The organism is Puniceicoccus vermicola (assembly GCF_014230055.1).
Lineage (GTDB): Bacteria > Verrucomicrobiota > Verrucomicrobiia > Opitutales > Puniceicoccaceae > Puniceicoccus > Puniceicoccus vermicola.
This window is the reverse complement of the sequence record NZ_JACHVA010000080.1, coordinates 24,698-43,590: the sequence shown is the minus strand read 5'-3', so window position 1 is coordinate 43,590 and position 18,893 is coordinate 24,698. Positions and strand designations below refer to the sequence as shown.

Below are 18,893 nucleotides of genomic sequence, written 5' to 3'. Positions count from 1 at the left end.
ACGGGGACGACGAGCTTAGTTTCCAGCTTGCGGAAAGCTCTCGGGATTCCAAGAACCATCCCCACATTCTTCGGCAATTTCACTGAAGGCATCCAGTTCTGCCTTGGAGAACAGAAGGCCGCCGGCCTTCTCGGAAGCGTTCGCCGCGTTCGCCTCGATCTGCCCCGGAAGGAGACATCCTTCATTTCCGTTGCCGAGGATATCACCGAGGACTTCGCGCACGTTTTCACTCTGAGTCTTTCCGCCGGCAAAAAGTCCGGAAGAAATCGCCTCGGGGTGAATGACCTGGAAGAAGAAATTCGGGCTATGTTTTTCACCCGGCTCGGACCAGCGGGAACGAATCGTCGGCAGCGAACCTCCGATGAAGGCGCCAACAATCTCGTTAATCAAAGAAAGTCCGTAGCCCTTGTGAGCACCGAACGGAAGAAGAGCGACCGCCTTCTTGGGATCGGTCGTCGGATTGCCTTCAGAATCGACAGCGGCGTTGGCCGGCAGAGTCAATCCCTCGCGGGCAAACTGCTGAACCCGCCCCATGGCCACAACACTTGTTGCCCAGTCAACGACGATCGGGAAGCCCACGGAATCAACGGTCGGGAATCCCCACGAGTGAGGATTCGTTCCGAGAGTCGGAGTCTTGCCCATGAAGGGAACGACCTCGGCAAGAGCCGCCGTACAATTGGTGTAGGCGATATAACCACGACGGGCGGCGTCCATGACATACCCCCCACCCCACAGGTAGTGAAAGGCCCGGTCGACTGAAACCACACCCACGCCGTATTTATCGGCCAACTCAATGGCCCGATCAATGGCGTCAAAAGCGACGGCTTGACCGAGTTTCAAATTCGCATTCCAGACCTCGGTCGCTTCGAAGCGGGAAGGAATTTTTTCAATTTCGGCACCGGGAACGCATCCGCCGGACGCACTCCCGAACAAATGGTCGAGGTGCAGGGCCTTGATCGCGTTGTGAGTGCGGATCCCGTGACGGGAAGCCAGAGCCGCAAAACGGGCACCCGCATCGGCTTCGTCCTGGGTGAAACCGCGGTGCTGATAAGCCGCCGAAACCAGCGCGTTGTGCGCTTCTTCGGGGACGACGAAAAACTGTTCTTGATTACTCATGGAAATAATAGGGTTCGAGTTCGTGACTCGTTTGGAATGATTTATTCGGAGGCCGATTCAGCCGAGGCGACCCAATCAAATTTCGACGCGAGATCTTCAGCCGCAGCCGAAGGCTTGATCGCAGCCTTGTTCACTTGGGCCCGGGGCTTCTTCCCGGCGAGAGCGAGGATGAGATTCTCCACCGACTTCGTCCCCTGACGGACAACCGACTCATAGGTGCGCGATCCGATGTGCGGGGTGACCACGCAATTCGGGGCGCTGAGCAACGGGTGATCTGCGGGGGGCGGCTCCTCGTCGAGAACGTCCGTTCCATAACCTCCGAGTTCGCCAGCCTCCAACGCTTCGGCAACTGCCTTGGCATCGACCAGCTCGCCTCGGGCGCAGTTAATCAAAAGAGCTCCCGGCTTCATCGTCTTGATCCGGTCGGCATTAATCAGGTCGCGCGTGTCCTCGGTGAGGAAGAGGTGGAGAGAAACCACATCCGCTTTCTTCAAAACTTCCTCCGCCGACTCACAACGGGTGACGCCATGCTCGTTGGCAAAGGCTTCATCCCAGTAGGGGTCAAAGGCGATCACCGGCATCCCGAAAGCACGGGCACGAATCGTCACCTCCTTACCAATCCGGCCGAGACCGAGGATTCCAATCGTCTTCCCCATGAGCTCATGGCCGGTCTTGCGTTTCCACTCGCCGCGGCGTGCCGCAGTTGCCGCCTCCGGCAGGTCCTTGCTCAAGCAGAGCATCAGGCCGAAAGCGTGCTCAGCCACGGTGGTGTGATTCACACCCGGCGTAAAGAGGACGGGAATCTCTTTGGCCGAAGCGTGGTCTACGTCGATCTTATCAATCCCGATCCCGTACTTCGAAATCAGCTGGAGACGCGGGAGCGACTTATCAATGACCTCGGCCGTAATGGCGTCATCCCCACAAAGAAAAGCATCGAACTCGCCAGCGAGCTCCAGCATCCGTGATTCCGGCAGCGGTCCCCGCTCGCAGTGAACCTCAAAGCCAGCGGCTTCGAGGAGTTCTTGGTGCCCTCCGGGCGTGTCCTGAAAAGAGGTAGTCGTGAGGAGTATCTTCAACATAAGTGCCTCCCACTCCAAAACCCAACACGCGTTAGGTCAAGCCGAAAGATCAGACTCTCCGCTACCTTCCCTTAGTTTCCGACCGCCTGACCAGCCTCATGCGTTCGCCCAAGACCTCAGTAAAACTCGAGGACAACCACCGACAAGGAATCCATCCGCCACACAGTTCTCCCTTCGACCGGCGGACGCCGAAAAGGGTTCACAGGTGGACGACGATGCGACCACTGCGAAAGAACCGGAGGCAAAACGAACGCCGCGATTCGGCATCAAACTTCCGACATCGGTGGAGGACCGGAAACGAAAACGAACGACTCCCCTTCCCGATGAGACCGCTCAAAATTTCCACGATCCTTATTTTCCACAAACTCAAAACCGATCCTCATTCGGCTTCCAGCGGCCTCCCAAGTCGCTATTCCATTGACAGTCTGCGAGACAGCTATTTCCTCAACCCTTTTCCCACCTCGGAGAAACAGCCTTTCAGAAACCCAACACATACCAGTATGTCAGCAAAAAAAGCCACAAAAAAGACGGCCCGTAAAGGGGCCCGCAAAACGGCGAAGCGCGCAAAACGCGTAGCCACGCCCAAGAAGAGCATCTACGAGTTCGGCAAGAAGACCGACGGCAGCTCCAAGCTCCGTAACCTTCTGGGCGGCAAGGGTGCCAACCTGGCCGAGATGGCCCGCATTGGTCTCCCTGTTCCTCCGGGCTTCACCATCACCACCGAGGTTTGCACCTTTTTCTATGAAAACGGTCGTAAGTACCCCACTACGCTAGACAAGGAAATGCGCCAGTCGGTTGCTTCGATCGAGAAGCAGCTCGGCAAGAAGTTCGGCGCTTCCAAGAAGCCTCTCCTCCTTTCCGTTCGTTCCGGCGCCCGCGAATCGATGCCGGGCATGATGGACACGATCCTCAACCTCGGGCTCAACGACAAAACCGTCGAAGCCTTGGCGGAAGAATCCGGCAACGCCGCATTCGCCTACGACTGCTACCGTCGCTTCATCGGCATGTACGGAGACGTCGTCATGGGTGTACAGCCGCAGCACGAAAACGATCACGAACCTTTCGACGCATGCCTCGATGAGTTGAAGAAGGAAGTCGGCGTCGAGCTCGACAACCAGCTGACCGCGGACGACCTCAAGGAACTGATCAAGCGCTACAAGGCTCTGATCAAGTCCCGCACCAAGAGCGCTTTCCCGCAGGATGTTTACGAACAACTCTGGGGCGCAGTCGGAGCCGTCTTTAGCTCCTGGCAGAACGAACGCGCGATCCTTTACCGCCAGAAGTACAACATTCCGGCTGAATGGGGCACCGCGGTCAACGTTCAGGCAATGGTCTTCGGGAACATGGGCGACACCTGCGCAACGGGCGTGGCCTTCACTCGTGACCCCGCCAACGGTGAGAAGGTTTTCTACGGTGAATACCTGATCAACGCTCAAGGGGAAGACGTCGTCGCCGGTATCCGCACTCCGAACCCGATTGCCAAGCTGAAGGAAGAGATGCCCGCCGCTCACGCCGAACTCGAAAAGGTTCGCAAGCAGCTCGAGCGTCACTTCAAGGACATGCAGGACTTCGAGTTCACCGTTGAGGAAGGCAAGCTCTACATGCTGCAGACCCGCAACGGTAAACGCACCGGTTTGGCTGCGGTCCGCATCGCCGTCGAGCTCGTGAAGGAACGCCTCATCAACCAGAAGGTCGCCCTCACCAAGATTCCGGCCGACTCCATCTCGAGTCTTCTCGTGGCCGTCTTCGACGAAAAAGCCATTAAGAAAGCCAAGCTCCTCGCCACCGGTCTTCCGGCAGGCCCTGGAGCTGCCTCCGGTAAGATCTGCTTCACCGCTGAAAAGGCGGAAGGCGTTGCCAAGAGCGGCGGTCACGCTGTCCTCTGCCGCGTCGAAACCACACCGGAAGACCTTCGTGGCATGATCGCTGCCGACGGGATCCTCACCTCTCGCGGTGGGGTTAGCTCGCACGCAGCTCTCGTTGCCCGTCAGATGAACAAGGTTTGCGTCTGCGGTGCATCCGACGTCGTCATCAACTACGGCGCTCGCACCCTGACTGTTGGCAAGACCGTTCTGAAGGAAGGGGATGACATCTCCATCGACGGAACGACTGGTGAAATCTACGCCGGCCACGTCGACACCGCTCCTTCGGAAGTCGATCAGGTTCTCAGCGGCAAGAAGAAGCCTGAGTCCAGCTACACCTACCAGCTCTTCGACCAAGTCATGAGCTGGGCCGACAAGGCTCGTAAGCTCGGAGTCCGCACCAACGCCGACTCGCCAGAGCAGGCCAAGAACGCTGTTGCACTCGGAGCGGAAGGCATCGGCCTCTGCCGCACGGAGCACATGTTCTTCGAAGGCGACCGCATCACCTACATGCGTCAGATGATTCTCTCCTCGGACGAGAACGAACGCCGCGCCGCCCTCAAGAAGCTCCTGCCCTTCCAGCGTCGGGACTTCACGGGTCTCTTCAAGGCCATGGGTGGACGTCCGGTTACGATCCGCCTCCTGGATCCTCCTCTGCACGAATTCCTCCCGCACGACGAATCGGCCAAGCGTGAGCTGGCGAACTCTCTCGGAGTCGACATCGACATCATCACCGAGCGCGTTCATGCCCTTCACGAAGCCAACCCGATGCTCGGTCACCGCGGTTGCCGTCTCGGAATTTCCTACCCGGAAATCACCGAGATGCAGGCCCGTGCGATCTTCGAAGCGGCTGCAGCTTGCTACAAGCTCAAGAAGCCGATCAAGGTCGTCCCGGAAGTCATGGTTCCCCTCGTTGGTTTCGCCGACGAGCTCAAGAATCAGGCCGCCGTCATCCACCGCGTGGCTGAAGAAGTCATGACCGCCAAGAAGGTGAAATTCAAGTACCTCGTTGGAACGATGATCGAAGTCCCACGGGGCGCCGTCACCGCCGACGAGATCGCGGAAACCGCGGAATTCTTCAGCTTCGGCACAAACGACCTGACCCAGACTGGTCTGGGAATGAGCCGCGACGACGCAGGTTCCTTCCTCGGCAAGTACAAGGAGACGGAAATCATGCCGCAGAACCCGTTTGCTTCGATCGACACCAAGGGTGTTGGCAAGCTCGTCGAACTCGGCGTCAAGGGTGGTCGTTCGACCAAGAAAGACCTGAAGCTCGGCATCTGCGGAGAACACGGCGGGGATCCTTCCTCGATTGAGTTCTTCCACAATGTTGGTCTCGACTACGTCAGCTGCTCGCCACCTCGCGTGCCAGTAGCCCGACTCGCAGCCGCCCAAGCGGCTCTGAAGTAGTCCGCCTGAGACTCTTTCCTGCACCAAGCCCCCGGGATCTTCCCGGGGGCTTTTTTGTGTCTGCAGGGAAGCGCTTCGAAGCAACTCCCCAGTTTCCGTGCGGAATCCCCGACACGCCCCCTTCACAAACGACGAAAGGTTTGCCTTGTCCTTCTGCACTCCTTTCGGCAAATTCTCCAGTCCTGTGGAAAAAGAAGGTTCCTGTACGTCCGAATCGGACGGCGATCGAGAGAGTCGATCTCCGTTCCATTCACATGCAACAATATCAGCCGAACGGATCTCCGTGAGTCGAAGTCACTTCGACCGAGATCCTCGTGAATCCGGGGGCATCCGATGATGGGCGACGATCTAGTCTACCTCGTTCTCGCCGTTGGCTTCACCGTGTGCATTTCGGCCCTTTGTTCCGTGCTCGAGGCCATGATCCTCAGCACCACAACCACCGAGATCGAAGGCTTGAAACAACGCCATCCGCTCATTGGAGCCCGTCTCGAGCGTTTTAAGATCGAGATCGAGGAGACCACTTCGGCCATCCTCAGTCTGAACACGATTGCCAACACTGCCGGCGCCAGCGTCAGCGGGGCTCTGGCTGCGACCGCCCTCGGAGAAGAGAACGTAGTCTTCTTTTCGGCCGCCTTGGTCATGGGGATCCTGATTTTCTCGGAGGTCATCCCGAAAAACATCGGCGTCCTCTATCGCCCCGCCCTGCAGCCGATCCTTATTTATCCCCTGCACTGGATTCGCATCATTATGCTCCCGGTGTCATTCCTGTGCAAAATTGCGGTTCGCTTCTTCGTCAAACCGCAACCCTCGAATGAAACCCCAGACGAGGAAATCCTTCTGCTGGCGGAGAAGAGCGCGAAAGATGGTGATCTCACCGAGAGCGAAAGACGCATGATCTCCAATGCCCTGAGCCTCGACACGATCCCCGTCAGCGAAATCATGACTCCGCGGACGGTGGTCACTGCTTTGGAAAAAGACACCCCGGTCGAAGAAGTCATTCGCGATTTCAAGAACATCCCCTTCGCCCGAATCCCCGTCTACCACGACAACATTGATGAAATGATTGGAGTCGTGCGGCGCCGGGATCTCCTTGCGAAAATGGCAGACGGGGAAGGCGAATCGACAACCGTCGGCGACCTTATGTACGAGACCGTCTTTATCCCCGAAAACGCCACCGCTTCCGATGCTCTGCAGATTTTCCTCAAAAACCACCAGCAACTCGGAGTCGTCGTCGACGAATACGGTTCGGTCGCTGGAGTTTTGACCATGGAAGATGTGATGGAATCCATCCTCGGCCAGGAAATCTTCGAACACGACGATGTCGCGATCGATATGCGTGAACTCGCCCGCAAAAAGAGCGAAGCCCGAAAACTGCGGCGCACTTCCGATGCAGCCAAAGACAGCGTCGCCAAGAAACAATCTCGAGGCCAATGAGTAACGCCAAGTCGTTCGGAGACTGGGTCTGGCTAATCATTCGCTGGGCGGGGATCTTCCTCTACTACACTCTGGGCATGGTCCTCATCGGGGCGACCACCGGTTGCCTCGTCTTTCTAATTCTGGGACCCCTCTTCCTCAAGGATGAGACGACCTGGAATATCGCTCTTTACGGACTGAAGACGGGCACCATCCTCTCGGGAATTTGGGCTCCCGGAGTCGCCATCGTGAAGTGTTTCATGCGTGGAGCGAAGGAGCGGAAGGAGCGAAAGCAACCATGAAACAGTCACAACGAGTCCGAGTATTCGCCGGAGGATTCTTCATCGGCTGCGTCATTGCCGCCGGAATCGCGTTTCTCCGGAGCGCCTCCGATCACTCCAACGATCCGGCTCCCCTTTCCACCTTCGAGCGATCCGCAGAAGCCATCCCTCTCCCGGATTTGCCCTTCGAGCACGAGAAAGCCTTTTCGATCTGGGTCTCTCCGGAGACCGGGGAAACCCGCTGGCTCGTCCAAGACGATTCCAAAAATCTTTGGAGAGTTTCCCGCCTCGATGAGCAAGTCGAGATCCTCCGCGCCAACGAAATTCGAGTCGACGGGAACCCGGGTATAGAGACGCCAGCCCTCCGCGCAGGACTTGAGCACAACGAATTCGAGATCCTCACCTTCGATCCGCTGACCAAAGTAATCACGGTCAAGATCTCCCCTTTCCAACCGAATGCGATCGAAGAGAGCGTCCAACTGCTGATCAGCCGGGACCCCTATATTCTGGATGCCGGTCCGATTCCCTACGAGGAAACAAATTCTGAGGAATCACCCCCCAATTAGAATTGATTTCCCAGTCGGCAGTCCCAACATCCCCCTATGCCTTCGCTAAAACAGTTTGCCTTTGGTGGCGCGGGACCCGCTTCGACTGGATCCGAACTCGGACTCCTCGGACTCCGCGTCTTCACCGGGCTCGCCTTGGCCCTTGCTCATGGCGTCGGAAAATTTCCCATTTCCGGCGGATTTATTGACGGTGTCGAAGATCTCGGATTCCCTGCTCCCGTAGTATTTGCATGGGCAGCGGCTCTCTCCGAACTCGTCGGGGGCCTTTTCCTCGCTGCCGGTTTCTTGACTCGAATCTCCGCATTTCTCATTCTCGCAACCATGCTGGTTGCCGCCTTCGGAGTACACGGAGGTGACGGATTTGCCGATCAGGAAAAGGCTTTCCTCTATGCCGCCGCCACTCTCCCTTTCGTCCTCGCAGGTTGCGGGCGAGTGGGAGTCGATCAGCTCTTTCGCCAAAACTAATTCAAATCCAATCCAGTAATCATCCAACCATCCGGACCACCGATCTGCCTTCATGAAAATCATCTCCCTTCCGACACTTGTCATTTCGACTCTTACTTTTTCCGTCTGCGGCGCTTCCGCAGGTGCTTACATACAGGGCATTGTCCAATGGCTGGACACGGACTTTGACAACTCCACCGGCGTCGGGGCACGCCTCGGTTACGCCTTCGATGAAATGAATGCGATCGAGTTGGAGTTTACCCAAACCGACCTTCGCTCGATCAACACCTCCTACACCTACCAAGGAACCGACGTCGGCGTGGACGGAAAAGCCGATCTCAGCATCATCCTGGTCAACTACCGATTCACCTATCCCCTGACCGAACGCTTCCGCCTCCTCGCAGGCGCAGGCATTGGCGGAACAGTGGCCCAAGTCGATATTTCAACGAGATACGGTGACGGAGATGGCACCAACGGAGTCTTCACCGCCCAAGGCTTTGCCGGGGTTGAGTTTTTCATCCTCCCACAACTTTCGGTTCACGGGGCCTACCGCTTCATGATGTTCGACGACTTCACCTATAAGGGTGACGACTACTCAGTAACCATCGATCCGGGCAACGCCCAGATCTTTGAAGCCGGTGTGACCTTCTACTTCTGATCGGTCAGCTCAGAGCGTTCACGAAACCTTTTTTTTTTTGCGGGGATCGAGAGCTGGAAGCTCTCGCTACTTTGGCTCTTCCGTTGTCGCATGACTTTAGTCGTGCGATTCATCGAACGGACGCGGGGACTGACAATCTCGACAGTATCCTCATGGGTAAGTAGATCTGCATCGGCCAGGACGCAAATCGAGAGCTGGAAGCTCTCGCTACTTTGGCTTCTCCCGTTCTCGCATGACTTTAGTCGTGCGATTCATCGACGGGACGTGGAGGACTGACATTCTCGACAGTATCCTCTTGGGTAAGTAGATCTGCATCGGCCAGGACGCAAATCGAGAGCTGGAAGCTCTCGCTACTTTGGCTTCTCCCGTTCTCGCATGACTTTAGTCGTGCGATTCATCGAACGGACGCGGGGACTGACAATCTCGACAGTATCCTCATGGGTAAGTAGATCTGCATCGGCCAGGACGCAAATCGAGAGCTGGAAGCTCTCGCTACTCTGGCTCCTCCGTTGTCGCATGACTTTAGTCGTGCGATTCATCGACCGGACGTGGGGGCTGACATTCTCGACAGCCTCCCATTGGGTAAGTAGATCTGCACTGCGCAGGACGCAAATCGAGAGCTGGAAGCTCTCGCTACTTTGGCTCTCCCGTTCTCGCATGACTTTAGTCGTGCGATTCATCGACGAAGAATGGGGCTCCGTTTTCCGCCGATTTCGCAGAAGGTCCAAATCGGAGGGGAGAATCCCCCTTATCTCCCCCTCCCCCAAAAAAAGAAGCCGCTCCCGAAAAGGAAGCGGCTTCTTGCAAAGTTTAAGTGGCCTGGAGTCTTAGAAGGACTCGCTATCGACTTTTTCCGGGAGGTCGTTGTGGAACTCGGATCCCTTGGTGGTCTCGTTCACGTATCCGTTGCGGATGGTGAAGTCACCGAAGTGTTCGCCCTCTTCGCGATCCTTGGCGTAGGCCTCAATGATCGGCGAGATGACCTTCACCAGATTGGCTTCCGGGACATCGCGACGATAGAGCTTGTTTAGACGAGCTCCGTCAAATCCGGCACCTAGGTAAATGTTGTAAACTCCGGGTCCACGACCCACAAAACCGATCTCTCCAAGATACGGACGGCCGCAACCATTCGGGCAACCGGTCATCCGAATCTTGATGTCTTCATTGCGAAGACCGTTGGCTTCAATGATCTGCTCCAGGTTGCCAACCAGCTCTGGTAGGTAGCGCTCACTCTCAGCGAGTGCCAAACCACAGGTTGGGAGGGCCACACACGCCATTGAGTTGTAGCGCAGACCGGTACGGATGCGATCATTCGAAATTCCGTACTCCTCAAGGAGAGCTTCGATCTTCTCCTTGTTCTCGGGCTTCACACTTCCGATAACGAGGTTCTGATTCGCGGTCAGGCGGAAATCACCATCATGCACTTCGGCAATCTTGCGCAACCCGGTCATCATGCGAACGCCGGGTACGTCTTTGACCCGACCATTTTCCACGTAGAGTCCGTAGTGGAAGTTGCCGTCTGAACCTTCACACCAGCCGTAGCGATCGCCCGTGCCGGTGAACTTGAACGGACGCGCTTCCTCCAGCGAATAGCCCAAACGTTTTTCGACCTCGCCACGGAACCAGTCGAGACCGCGATCATCAATCGTGTACTTCAGGCGAGCGTGGGCCCGGTTCGAACGATCTCCGTAATCGCGCTGGACGAGAACCACCTTCTCGGCGACATCGACCGCCTGCTCCGGGGTGCAGAAGCCCATGACTTCGGCGAGACGAGGGAAAGTATCTTCCTTACCATGGGTCATGCCCATGCCGCCACCAACGGTCACGTTGTAACCGACGACCTTGTCGTCTTCGACGATGGCGATGAAACCGAGGCAGTGCGCGTAAATATCGACGTCGTTCATCGGCGGAACCGCGACGACGATCTTGAACTTACGTGGGAGGTAGGTCTTGCCGTAGATCGGCTCCACTTCTTCTTCCGAATCCGCCACCTTTTCGCCATCGAGCCAAATCTCATGGTAGGCTCGTGTTGCGGGAGTCAGGTGATCAGAAATTTTCTGCGCCATATCCTGAACCACTTCATGGTGCTTCGACTCATAGGGGTTCGGGTTGCACATCACGTTGCGGTTTACGTCCCCACAAGCAGCAATGGTATCGAGCAACGAATCGTTGATCTCCTTCATCGTGCGCTTGAGCACACTCTTGATCACCCCGTGAAACTGGAAGGCTTGGCGAGTCGTCAACTTCAGAGTGCCGTTGGCGTAGTCATTGGCCAGACGATCCATCTCCAACCACTGCTTCGGAGTGCACAGGCCTCCGGGCACCCGGACACGAATCATGAAACTGAAAGCCTTCTCCAGCTTCTTGCGACGGCGCTCTGCACGCACATCGCGGTCATCCTGCATGTAGGTGCCGTGGAACTTGGTCAACTGGGTGTCATCGGCTGAAATCGCGCCCGTCACCTCGTCGGCCAATCCCTCTAGAATCGTACCACGTAAGTAGTTACTCGATTCCTTAATGGATTCGTTCTGATGGAAATTATCTCCCTCGAAAAGATTACTCATGTTTGTCCCTATCTATGTACGCGATACCCCTCAGTAAACGTCCTGCTGGTAACGCTTGTCCTTCTTCAACTGCTTGACGTAGGCCGCAGCGTCTTCTTCCGACTTTCCGCCCTGCTCCACGACGACTTCCTGGAGAGCCTTCGCGACGTCTTTAGCCATCCGCGAGGCATCCCCGCAGACATAGAAATGTGCTCCTTCTTCAAGCCAGGCGTAGAGTTCCTTCGCCTGTTGCTTCATCTTGTGCTGAACGTAAACCTTGTCCGGAGTGTCGCGCGAAAAGGCGACATCCATCCGATCGAGAACGCCATCCTTCAGATAGTCCTGCCACTCGAGCTGATAGAGGAAGTCGGTTTGGAAATGCTGATCTCCGAAGAAGAGCCAGTTCTTCCCTTTGGCTTCGGTGGCGGCACGATCTTCGATGAACGCGCGGAACGGAGCCACGCCGGTTCCCGGACCGACCATGATGACCGGTGTATCCGGATTCTCGGGAAGGCGGAAATTCTTGTTCGCGTGGAAATAGATCGGAGAGGTGTCGCCCCGTTCAATCAAATCGGCAAAATAGGTCGAGCAGACTCCCTTGCGAGCGCGACCATGAGTGTTGTAACGCACCGCTGCCACGGTCAGGTGCACCTCATCCGGATGCTGTTTCATACTCGAAGCGATCGAGTATAGACGCGGAGGAAGCTTGCGGAAAAGATCGGCGAGGTCCTGCGGAGACAATCCCTTGATCGGGAACTCTTCGAGGATGTCGATCATCTGGCGGCCCCAGAGAAAATCCTTCAGAGCTTTGCCGCCTTCTTTCAAAACCGAACCCAGTTTCGAACTCTCAGCCTTCTCCTGATACTTCTCGAGCATCGGCTTGGAGAGATTCGTCACGTCCAAATTACGGAGAAGCGAGGCTCGCAGAGCCACTTTCTCATCATTGACCCGAACCAGCTCATCGCCGTCCAACCCAGTTACACGGAGCATTTCCCCGACGTATTGCGGGCAATTTTGCGGAAAGACTCCGAGAGCATCCCCCGCTTCGTAAGATAGACCCGAGCCTTCCAAAGAAAACTCAAGGTGCCAGGTTTCCTTGGCGGAGCTCCGGCCATTGAGATTGATTCGCTCCATGAGGGGCGCAGGAAAAGGATTCTTCTTCCCATAGGCTTCCCCAACCGGTGGGATTTGGGCTCCATCCGCCACGGCAACCTCTACGGGCCCGGGCTGGCCTACGTCCTGGAGGAGGACATCGATCGCCTCATCGAACCACTTCTGAAAGGGCTCTTCAAATTCCACATCGCAGTCGACGAGCGGGAAAAACCGATGTGCGCCGAGAGCTTCCAGCCGGTCGTCGAGGTCCTTCCCAAATTTGCAGAAGTGCTCATAGCTGGTATCTCCGAGGGCCAGGACCGAAAAGCGGGTTTTCTCGAGTTTCGGGGCTCCATCGGATTCAAACTTTTCGAAGAAACCAGTGGCACGATCGGGGGGATCGCCCTCTCCCCAAGTGCTGGCAATGACCAGAACATTCTCCATGCTGACCAGATCGGAGGGCTCAATCTCGCCCATATCGACCATTTTAGCCGCAAATCCCTTCTTCGATGCCTGCTTCTTCGCTTCATCGGCGAGGGCTTCTGCGTTGCCCGACTCGGTAGCGTAAATAATCGACAGCGGAACTTTTGCCTTCGAGGCCGCGGCGGGGGCAACCCCAGCGTTCGGAGCCGCAACGGCGCTACCCGCCGAAATGGCGCCCGCCAAATAACCGGACATCCACAAAATCTGATCATGGTTCGACGAGGCAACGAGCGAACTGAGAAGTTGCTGGTTTTCCGGAGTCAAGGGCGACTGAGGAATGGATGGTGAATTCGAATTGGTCATAAGCGGCGCTATCTTATCGGCACAAACGGTCTACGTTAGAGAAACCGATAAAGTTCATCAATGGAAAAGAGATCGTCAGGCAGAATTAGGATCTCGCAAATAAAAACACATAATTTCCAGATTCTGTGATACTTGTCATTCAGACAACTAATAGCAGTTTTCAGGCTAATTCACAGAAATTGTCTGTTCTGAATTGGTAAGATGAAAATAATGAGTATCCTCCTCAAAAGCATCCATGTTACGGCTCGTCTTCATCTCTCACGGCTCTACGGGCGATATCGTTCCGGTGATTCGTCTGGCTGAAGCCGCCGTACGGAGCGGACATGCCGCAACCCTACTGGCGAGCCATCACTGGAAGGACGCCACCGAGTCTCGCGGGATCCGCTTCCTCCCCATCCCTCCCGGAGGTCCGCAGGAAGAGCTTTCCGGACTCATGGAGCGCTACTCCTCCATCCGCAACCCCCTCAAACTCGTTGAAGCCATGTATCGTCATGTCGATGCATGGCAGGGAGAAATTCTTCCGGTTCTCGACGAGGCCCTGGATGGTGCCGACGCCCTCCTCTACTCCTACCTCTTCCCCCTCTACCAGTCGGCGGCCGACGCCCGCCAGATCCCAGCGATCTCGATTCACTTTTGCCCCAATACCTATTTTTCCCCCCTGCATCCCCCCGATAACTTACCCCAACTGCCCAGCTGGCTGCCCAAAGCCCTTCGCATCCAGTGGAACGTCCGCATGACTCATCTGGCAGATCGTTTCGTAACGCACCGCATCAACCGGATCATTTCCCGGCCTGACCAGCGAATCCGCAGTTGGCTCCGCTCTCCGTCAGACTATTCCCTGGTCTTGGCCCCCCCCGAACTACACCTCGACGAGACCGAGAACCTATCGCACCGCATCGCTTTCAGCGGTTTTGTTTCGGGAGGGTTTTCCTCCGGTGAATCTCAGACGGACTCCTCAATCGATAAGGTTCCCCTCCTCAATTTCGGGAGCGTTACGAATGATTCCATGGAAGAGGAGTTCCGAAACCTTTACCAGCATTGGCCGATTGACCAGCCCCTCGTCATTCAGCAGGGCTGGTTCACCCCACCGGCACCACCGGCCGAGAAGCAAATCCGGATGATCCCCCCTGGGCCGCATGAAGAACTCTTTCCCCAAGCCTCCGTGGTTATCCATCACGGCGGGGCGGGAACCACGACCTCAGCCTTTCTCGCCGGAACCCCTCAAATCGTGATCCCCCACTTTGCGGACCAAAAATTCTGGGGCCAAACCGTCACATCACTGAAGTGCGGCTCCTCGATCCGCAAAGCGGGCTGGGGTCGCCGGCTCTGGGGCGAGGTTCACCGCCTACGCCAAGATCCATCGATCACGAGGAACGCAGAGGCCTTCGGTGCCCGGCAACGTGCCTATCCAGGGGCACCGCAGGCCATTGAGCGCGTTGAATCGTGGCTGCAGAAATCGGATACCGAGCCAGCCTTTTCCGCCGACCCGGAGTCCGGCTCGACTGGCCTCCTCAGCCGCTAGGCCGCGTTGCGCGAGCCCTGCCCCACTCGTCGCGGAGCATTCTCCATTTTCGCGCGCCCTCGAGGTGGGTCGAGGAAGTCGACCTGTTGCGCCCGAAGCACGAGGCGTGAACGCCTTTCTCCCGACTTCGTCTCCCACTGGTCTTGACGGAGCGCTCCCGCCAAAAGGACCCGAGACCCCTTGCGAAGATACTCGGGCAGGTGTTTCTGATTCCATGCTTCGACCGGGAGGAACACCGTCGCATCCCCCTGGTTGCAAGCCACCGTGAACTTCGAGAGGTGTTTCTCCCCGACTTCCTTCACTTCGATATTCGCCGTAAGATTCCCGCTGATGACTGTCTGGTTCATTTGTTCTCCTTGGTTGCTGATTACAAGAATTGGCCTCGTTTAGCCAATTAGTAAACATATGTTCACCATTCATAAGCGAAGTCAACCCTTTTACGGAGCAACCCGCAATGCTATCGAATCAGGTTCTTGAACCGAAGAGAGCGGAACCGACGCGAATCAAGGTCGCTCCCTCCGCGATGGCCTCGGCCATATCGCCACTCATCCCCATCGAAAGCTCTGGCAATTCCTTACCGAAACGCTGCCGAAGAGACTCGGCCAATTCACGCAGCCGAGCAAATGCCTTCCGAGCCACCTCGTTCCCTCCTTCAAGAGGAGCAACCGTCATAAACCCATCAATCGAGAGATTTTCGAAAGTGAGCATTTCTTCGAATTCCTTTTCCAACCCTTCCGCAGCGAAGCCAAACTTCCGAGGATCCTCTCCAGTGTTGACCTGGATCAAGCAGGGCAAGATTAGGTCCGCTTCTCCAGCAAAGCGATCAAGCCTGCGGGCCAGCTTCACCGAATCGACCGATTGAATCCGCCCAAAGGTCGCCACTGCTTGAGCCGCTTTGTTTGACTGAAGATGCCCAATGAGCTCCCAAGTAACTGATGAATCCGGCAATTCGGCTGACTTTTCCGCCGCCTCCTGAACCCGATTCTCTCCCACTGACAGCAACCCTGCCCGCTCTGCATACTCGATCGCGTCCTTGGGGTGAGTTTTCGTCACCGGCAAAATCTGGATATCTGCCGGATCTCGACGATTTTCGACAGCGACTCGATTTACCTCATCACGAAGATTAGAAAAATTCCTAAAAAACTCATTGTAACTTATCATAATACGGATCTATTATTAGAGAAGCTTTTTTTCACCCCCATTTTAAATTGGATCATGCACATCGAGAATTTCAAAATCTTTTCAGACTTGGTTGAAAGCGAGAGTTTTTCTCGAGCGGCCAAGTTAAATGGCATCACCCAATCCGCAGTGAGCCAACAGCTGCGATCCATGGAGCGACACTTTAATGTTTTGATCGTCGACCGCAGTCAGAAACAATTCCGTCTGACCCAGGAAGGGCGCCGTCTCTACGAATCCTCCAAAGAGATTCTGCATCTCTACGAACGTCTCGACTGCGAGATTCAGGAAATGCGGAAGGTGATTAGCGGAAATATTAAGCTCTCGACCATCTATAGCGTCGGTCTTCACGAGCTGCCCAGTTATCTGAAGACCTTCATGCAGGAGTTCCCCTCGGTGAACGTCCATGTCGAATACCGCCGCTCGAACCACGTCTACGACGACGTTCTCCACAATGCTGTGGACTTGGGAGTGGTCGCCTTCCCGCTAAAAAACCGGCAGCTCGAAGTCATTCCTTTCAAAACAGACCAGCTGGTGGTCGCCGCCAGCACCGACCACCCTCTCGCGGGGCGTGAAGATGTGGCGGTCAAGGAACTCGAAGGCTTTGATTTTGTCGGATTCGACAAAGACATTCCTACCCGGAAGGCAACGGACGAGATTTTCCGTGAGGCCAAGATCTCCCTCGAGCCCAAGATGGAGTTCGACAACATCGAAACGGTGAAGCGGGCGGTGGAAATCAACGCCGGGTTCGCAATTCTCCCCGCCTCGACCGTAGCCCATGAAGGCAAGAAAGGCCTGATCTGCTCGATCCCCTTCCGCAAAAAGACTTTTACGCGTCCGATTGCCATCATTCATCGCAAAGGCCGAGTCCTCACTCCCGCGATGAAGCAGTTCGTCGCCCTGCTCACGGGCAATGAAGTCGAAAAGAGCGATTCCCAAGGAGAAGCTGCCAGCCCCTCCACGAACGGACGCAAGCCAGCAGCCAAAACCGCTTCCAAAAAATAATTTCGGCCTCGGGCGGCCCGCTCCAGCTTACGAGCGGAGGGCGAAAACGAAACGCCCCTGAGGAAACCGATTTTGCAGAATTGCCAGCCATGCTTTGGCTCCTCAAGGTTGGCCTCTTATGAATTGGGAGGTCATCTTCGTCCTCGCTCTCCTTTTGGGTGCGATCTTCAGTTTCACTCGGGAAAAGATCCCGGCGGACCTGACATCTTTGAGCGTATTCGCCTTTCTTGCCATCGGCGCAGCCTTCTTCCCCCAGTCGAAGCTTCCCTCCGTGCCGGAGCTACTGAGCGTATTTTCCAACCCAGCCCCAATCACCATTGCCAGCATGTTCATCATCAGCGCGGGCCTCGAGCGTTGCGGAGTCATCAACTCCCTCACCGTGCTGCTTCAGAAAACCACCCGCTTCGGGTATCGACGCTTCCTCCTTTTTCTGATCATCCCCGTGGCGTTGGTCTCAGCCTTCATCAACAACACGCCGGTGGTCGTGATTCTGCTACCGGTGGCCATCAGTCTGAGCGCAAACCTCGGAGTCCCCGCATCCAAGGTTCTCATCCCCCTCAGCTACGCCTCTATCTTTGGGGGGACCTGCACCCTGATGGGAACGAGCACCAATATCCTCGGCTCCTCCCTCCTCTCCTCTTCCGGCTACGAACCCTTCACCATGTTCGAGTTCGCCGCCGTCGCCGCCCCTCTTGCGATCATCGGAACTCTCTATTTAACCTTGTTCGGAAAATGGCTGCTGCCTGACCGCGAGAGCCTTGGCTCACTCATTCCGGCCGAAGCCCGCAAGGAATATCTGGCAGAGGCATTCGTCCGGGGAGATTCACCCTTGGTCGGGAAGCGCGTCGAAGAAACCAAAATCCTCAAACAGGCAGGCATTCGCCTGGTTGAGCTAATCCGTTCCGGGACCCCGATTCCGGGTGATCTCCGCAAGACCGTCCTCCGTGGCGGTGATCGCGTCGTCCTCGCCTGCCGCCCTTCTGGAATCGCCGAAGCCCGTGAGTTTGAAGGGATCATCCTCACCGCGGAGAAGGATGCCGACCTCGAACCGATCTCGGCTCGCCAAGCTTCGATCGTCGAAGCCATGGTCGCCCCAAATTCACCAGCAGCCGGCCGCACCATCGCCGAGATGAACTTCCGGCAACGCTTCCGCACCCTCATCCTCGCCGTCCACCGCGACGGAAAAAACCTCAATGCCGATTTCCAGAAAACGGTAATTTCGGCTGGGGATACCATCCTTCTCCTCGGACCAGACGAGTCTCTCGAAGCCCTGCGCCGCAGCGGAGACCTTGTCCTCCTCGACCAGCCCGCCGTGCCCGCCGATACCCGACGTCGCAAAGCCCCGATCGCCATCGGAGTTCTTGCCGGAGTCGTACTCCTCGCCACCCTCAATCTGGCACCCATCGCCGTTTCGACGATCCTCGGCGTCAGCGTCCTTTTCCTCACTGGCTGCTTGAAGCCGCAGGAGGGCTATCAATCGGTCGAGTGGAAAATCCTCATCCTCATCTATGGAATGCTGGGCTTGGGCATGGCCATGGAATCGAGTGGGGCCACCCATCTCTTTACCAACTTCACCCAACAGCTCGTCGAAGGATTTGTCGCGCCCTCTTGGCGACCATTTGTCCTTCTGGCCGTCATTTACCTCATCAGCAGCATCTTTACAGAGTTCCTTTCCAACAACGCAACCGTGGTCCTAATGGTCCCGGTTGCCATGTCTCTCGCGATCAGCATGGGAGTCGACCCCCGGCCCTTTGCCATCGCCTGCTGTATCGGCTCCTCCGCCAGTTTCGCCACCCCGATCGGTTACCAAACCAATACCTTGGTCTACGGGGTCGGTGCCTACCGGTTTACCGATTTCATGCGAATCGGACTCCCGCTCAATATTCTCTACGCGGTGGGCACCATCCTGCTCGTCCCCCTGATTTGGGGATTTTAGACCG

The 18,893-nt window shown here is 56.4% G+C and carries 16 protein-coding genes; 9 read left to right on the top strand and 7 right to left on the bottom strand.

Going from position 1 to position 18,893, the window contains the following annotated elements:
* Positions 1-15: 15 nt before the first annotated feature.
* Both H5P30_RS09040 and H5P30_RS09035 read right to left on the bottom strand, forming a co-directional pair.
* Positions 16-1,116: an Ldh family oxidoreductase gene (locus H5P30_RS09040; protein WP_185692624.1), complete on the bottom strand. Its 1,101-nt coding sequence runs from the start codon at positions 1,114-1,116 to the stop codon at positions 16-18.
* 41 nt (positions 1,117-1,157) lie between these two features.
* A complete protein-coding gene (locus tag H5P30_RS09035; protein ID WP_185692623.1) occupies positions 1,158-2,195 on the bottom strand; it encodes a phosphoglycerate dehydrogenase in 1,038 nt (345 codons plus the stop codon).
* Between the two features lie 500 nt (positions 2,196-2,695).
* Between H5P30_RS09035 and ppdK the strand changes: the two genes are divergently transcribed.
* The 6 genes from ppdK (at position 2,696) to H5P30_RS09005 (ending at position 8,829) form a co-directional block, all read left to right on the top strand.
* Positions 2,696-5,467: a pyruvate, phosphate dikinase gene (ppdK, locus tag H5P30_RS09030; RefSeq protein WP_185692622.1), complete on the top strand. Its 2,772-nt coding sequence runs from the start codon at positions 2,696-2,698 to the stop codon at positions 5,465-5,467.
* Between the two features lie 336 nt (positions 5,468-5,803).
* Complete coding sequence (locus H5P30_RS09025; RefSeq protein ID WP_185692621.1) at positions 5,804-6,901, top strand: hemolysin family protein; 1,098 nt, start codon at positions 5,804-5,806, stop codon at positions 6,899-6,901.
* Positions 6,898-7,182, top strand: coding sequence for a hypothetical protein (locus H5P30_RS09020; protein WP_185692620.1), 285 nt, complete (start codon positions 6,898-6,900; stop codon positions 7,180-7,182). The genes H5P30_RS09025 and H5P30_RS09020 overlap by 4 nt, the downstream gene beginning before the upstream one ends.
* Positions 7,179-7,727, top strand: a complete 549-nt coding sequence (locus tag H5P30_RS09015; protein ID WP_185692619.1) for a hypothetical protein — start codon at positions 7,179-7,181, stop codon at positions 7,725-7,727. Before H5P30_RS09020 ends, H5P30_RS09015 begins: the two co-directional genes overlap by 4 nt.
* Positions 7,728-7,763: 36 nt before the next feature.
* The gene (locus H5P30_RS09010; protein ID WP_185692618.1) at positions 7,764-8,192 is read left to right on the top strand and encodes a DoxX family protein; all 429 of its coding nucleotides are present in this window, start codon (positions 7,764-7,766) and stop codon (positions 8,190-8,192) included.
* Between the two features lie 52 nt (positions 8,193-8,244).
* Entirely contained in the window at positions 8,245-8,829 is a 585-nt protein-coding gene (locus tag H5P30_RS09005; protein WP_185692617.1) for an outer membrane protein, read from the top strand.
* A 350-nt stretch (positions 8,830-9,179) separates the two neighbouring features.
* On the opposite strand, the gene H5P30_RS09000 is transcribed toward H5P30_RS09005, so the two are convergent.
* The 3 genes from H5P30_RS09000 to H5P30_RS08990 form a co-directional block, all read right to left on the bottom strand.
* Positions 9,180-9,509 (bottom strand): hypothetical protein, encoded by a 330-nt coding sequence (locus H5P30_RS09000; protein WP_185692616.1) that lies wholly within the window; start codon positions 9,507-9,509, stop codon positions 9,180-9,182.
* A gap of 147 nt (positions 9,510-9,656) precedes the next feature.
* Positions 9,657-11,393, bottom strand: a complete 1,737-nt coding sequence (locus H5P30_RS08995; RefSeq protein WP_185692615.1) for an NADPH-dependent assimilatory sulfite reductase hemoprotein subunit — start codon at positions 11,391-11,393, stop codon at positions 9,657-9,659.
* A gap of 30 nt (positions 11,394-11,423) precedes the next feature.
* Positions 11,424-13,250, bottom strand: coding sequence for an assimilatory sulfite reductase (NADPH) flavoprotein subunit (locus tag H5P30_RS08990; protein ID WP_185692614.1), 1,827 nt, complete (start codon positions 13,248-13,250; stop codon positions 11,424-11,426).
* Between the two features lie 235 nt (positions 13,251-13,485).
* On the opposite strand from H5P30_RS08990, the gene H5P30_RS08985 reads away from it, so the two are divergent.
* The gene (locus H5P30_RS08985) at positions 13,486-14,772 is read left to right on the top strand and encodes a glycosyltransferase (protein WP_185692613.1); all 1,287 of its coding nucleotides are present in this window, start codon (positions 13,486-13,488) and stop codon (positions 14,770-14,772) included.
* Here H5P30_RS08985 and H5P30_RS08980 read toward each other — a convergent pair.
* Both H5P30_RS08980 and H5P30_RS08975 read right to left on the bottom strand, forming a co-directional pair.
* Positions 14,769-15,119: a single-stranded DNA-binding protein gene (locus H5P30_RS08980; protein WP_185692612.1), complete on the bottom strand. Its 351-nt coding sequence runs from the start codon at positions 15,117-15,119 to the stop codon at positions 14,769-14,771. The two genes, H5P30_RS08985 and H5P30_RS08980, sit on opposite strands and share 4 nt — an antisense overlap.
* A 118-nt stretch (positions 15,120-15,237) precedes the next feature.
* Positions 15,238-15,933: a YggS family pyridoxal phosphate-dependent enzyme gene (locus tag H5P30_RS08975; protein WP_221774331.1), complete on the bottom strand. Its 696-nt coding sequence runs from the start codon at positions 15,931-15,933 to the stop codon at positions 15,238-15,240.
* 54 nt (positions 15,934-15,987) lie between these two features.
* On the opposite strand from H5P30_RS08975, the gene H5P30_RS08970 reads away from it, so the two are divergent.
* Together H5P30_RS08970 and H5P30_RS08965 are read left to right on the top strand one after the other, a co-directional pair.
* The gene (locus H5P30_RS08970) at positions 15,988-16,953 is read left to right on the top strand and encodes a LysR family transcriptional regulator (protein WP_185692611.1); all 966 of its coding nucleotides are present in this window, start codon (positions 15,988-15,990) and stop codon (positions 16,951-16,953) included.
* Positions 16,954-17,071: 118 nt separating this feature from the next.
* The gene (locus tag H5P30_RS08965; protein ID WP_185692610.1) at positions 17,072-18,889 is read left to right on the top strand and encodes an SLC13 family permease; all 1,818 of its coding nucleotides are present in this window, start codon (positions 17,072-17,074) and stop codon (positions 18,887-18,889) included.
* Positions 18,890-18,893 lie beyond the last annotated feature (4 nt).

Bases quoted from the DNA above. Each gene is read 5' to 3' on its own strand.
- H5P30_RS09040 (WP_185692624.1), bottom strand. From the start codon at position 1,116: ATGAGTAATCAAGAACAGTTTTTCGTCGTCCCCGAAGAAGCGCACAAC.
- H5P30_RS09035 (WP_185692623.1), bottom strand. From the start codon at position 2,195: ATGTTGAAGATACTCCTCACGACTACCTCTTTTCAGGACACGCCCGGA.
- ppdK (WP_185692622.1), top strand. From the start codon at position 2,696: ATGTCAGCAAAAAAAGCCACAAAAAAGACGGCCCGTAAAGGGGCCCGC.
- H5P30_RS09025 (WP_185692621.1), top strand. From the start codon at position 5,804: ATGGGCGACGATCTAGTCTACCTCGTTCTCGCCGTTGGCTTCACCGTG.
- H5P30_RS09020 (WP_185692620.1), top strand. From the start codon at position 6,898: ATGAGTAACGCCAAGTCGTTCGGAGACTGGGTCTGGCTAATCATTCGC.
- H5P30_RS09015 (WP_185692619.1), top strand. From the start codon at position 7,179: ATGAAACAGTCACAACGAGTCCGAGTATTCGCCGGAGGATTCTTCATC.
- H5P30_RS09010 (WP_185692618.1), top strand. From the start codon at position 7,764: ATGCCTTCGCTAAAACAGTTTGCCTTTGGTGGCGCGGGACCCGCTTCG.
- H5P30_RS09005 (WP_185692617.1), top strand. From the start codon at position 8,245: ATGAAAATCATCTCCCTTCCGACACTTGTCATTTCGACTCTTACTTTT.
- H5P30_RS09000 (WP_185692616.1), bottom strand. From the start codon at position 9,509: ATGAATCGCACGACTAAAGTCATGCGAGAACGGGAGAGCCAAAGTAGC.
- H5P30_RS08995 (WP_185692615.1), bottom strand. From the start codon at position 11,393: ATGAGTAATCTTTTCGAGGGAGATAATTTCCATCAGAACGAATCCATT.
- H5P30_RS08990 (WP_185692614.1), bottom strand. From the start codon at position 13,250: ATGACCAATTCGAATTCACCATCCATTCCTCAGTCGCCCTTGACTCCG.
- H5P30_RS08985 (WP_185692613.1), top strand. From the start codon at position 13,486: ATGTTACGGCTCGTCTTCATCTCTCACGGCTCTACGGGCGATATCGTT.
- H5P30_RS08980 (WP_185692612.1), bottom strand. From the start codon at position 15,119: ATGAACCAGACAGTCATCAGCGGGAATCTTACGGCGAATATCGAAGTG.
- H5P30_RS08975 (WP_221774331.1), bottom strand. From the start codon at position 15,933: ATGATAAGTTACAATGAGTTTTTTAGGAATTTTTCTAATCTTCGTGAT.
- H5P30_RS08970 (WP_185692611.1), top strand. From the start codon at position 15,988: ATGCACATCGAGAATTTCAAAATCTTTTCAGACTTGGTTGAAAGCGAG.
- H5P30_RS08965 (WP_185692610.1), top strand. From the start codon at position 17,072: ATGAATTGGGAGGTCATCTTCGTCCTCGCTCTCCTTTTGGGTGCGATC.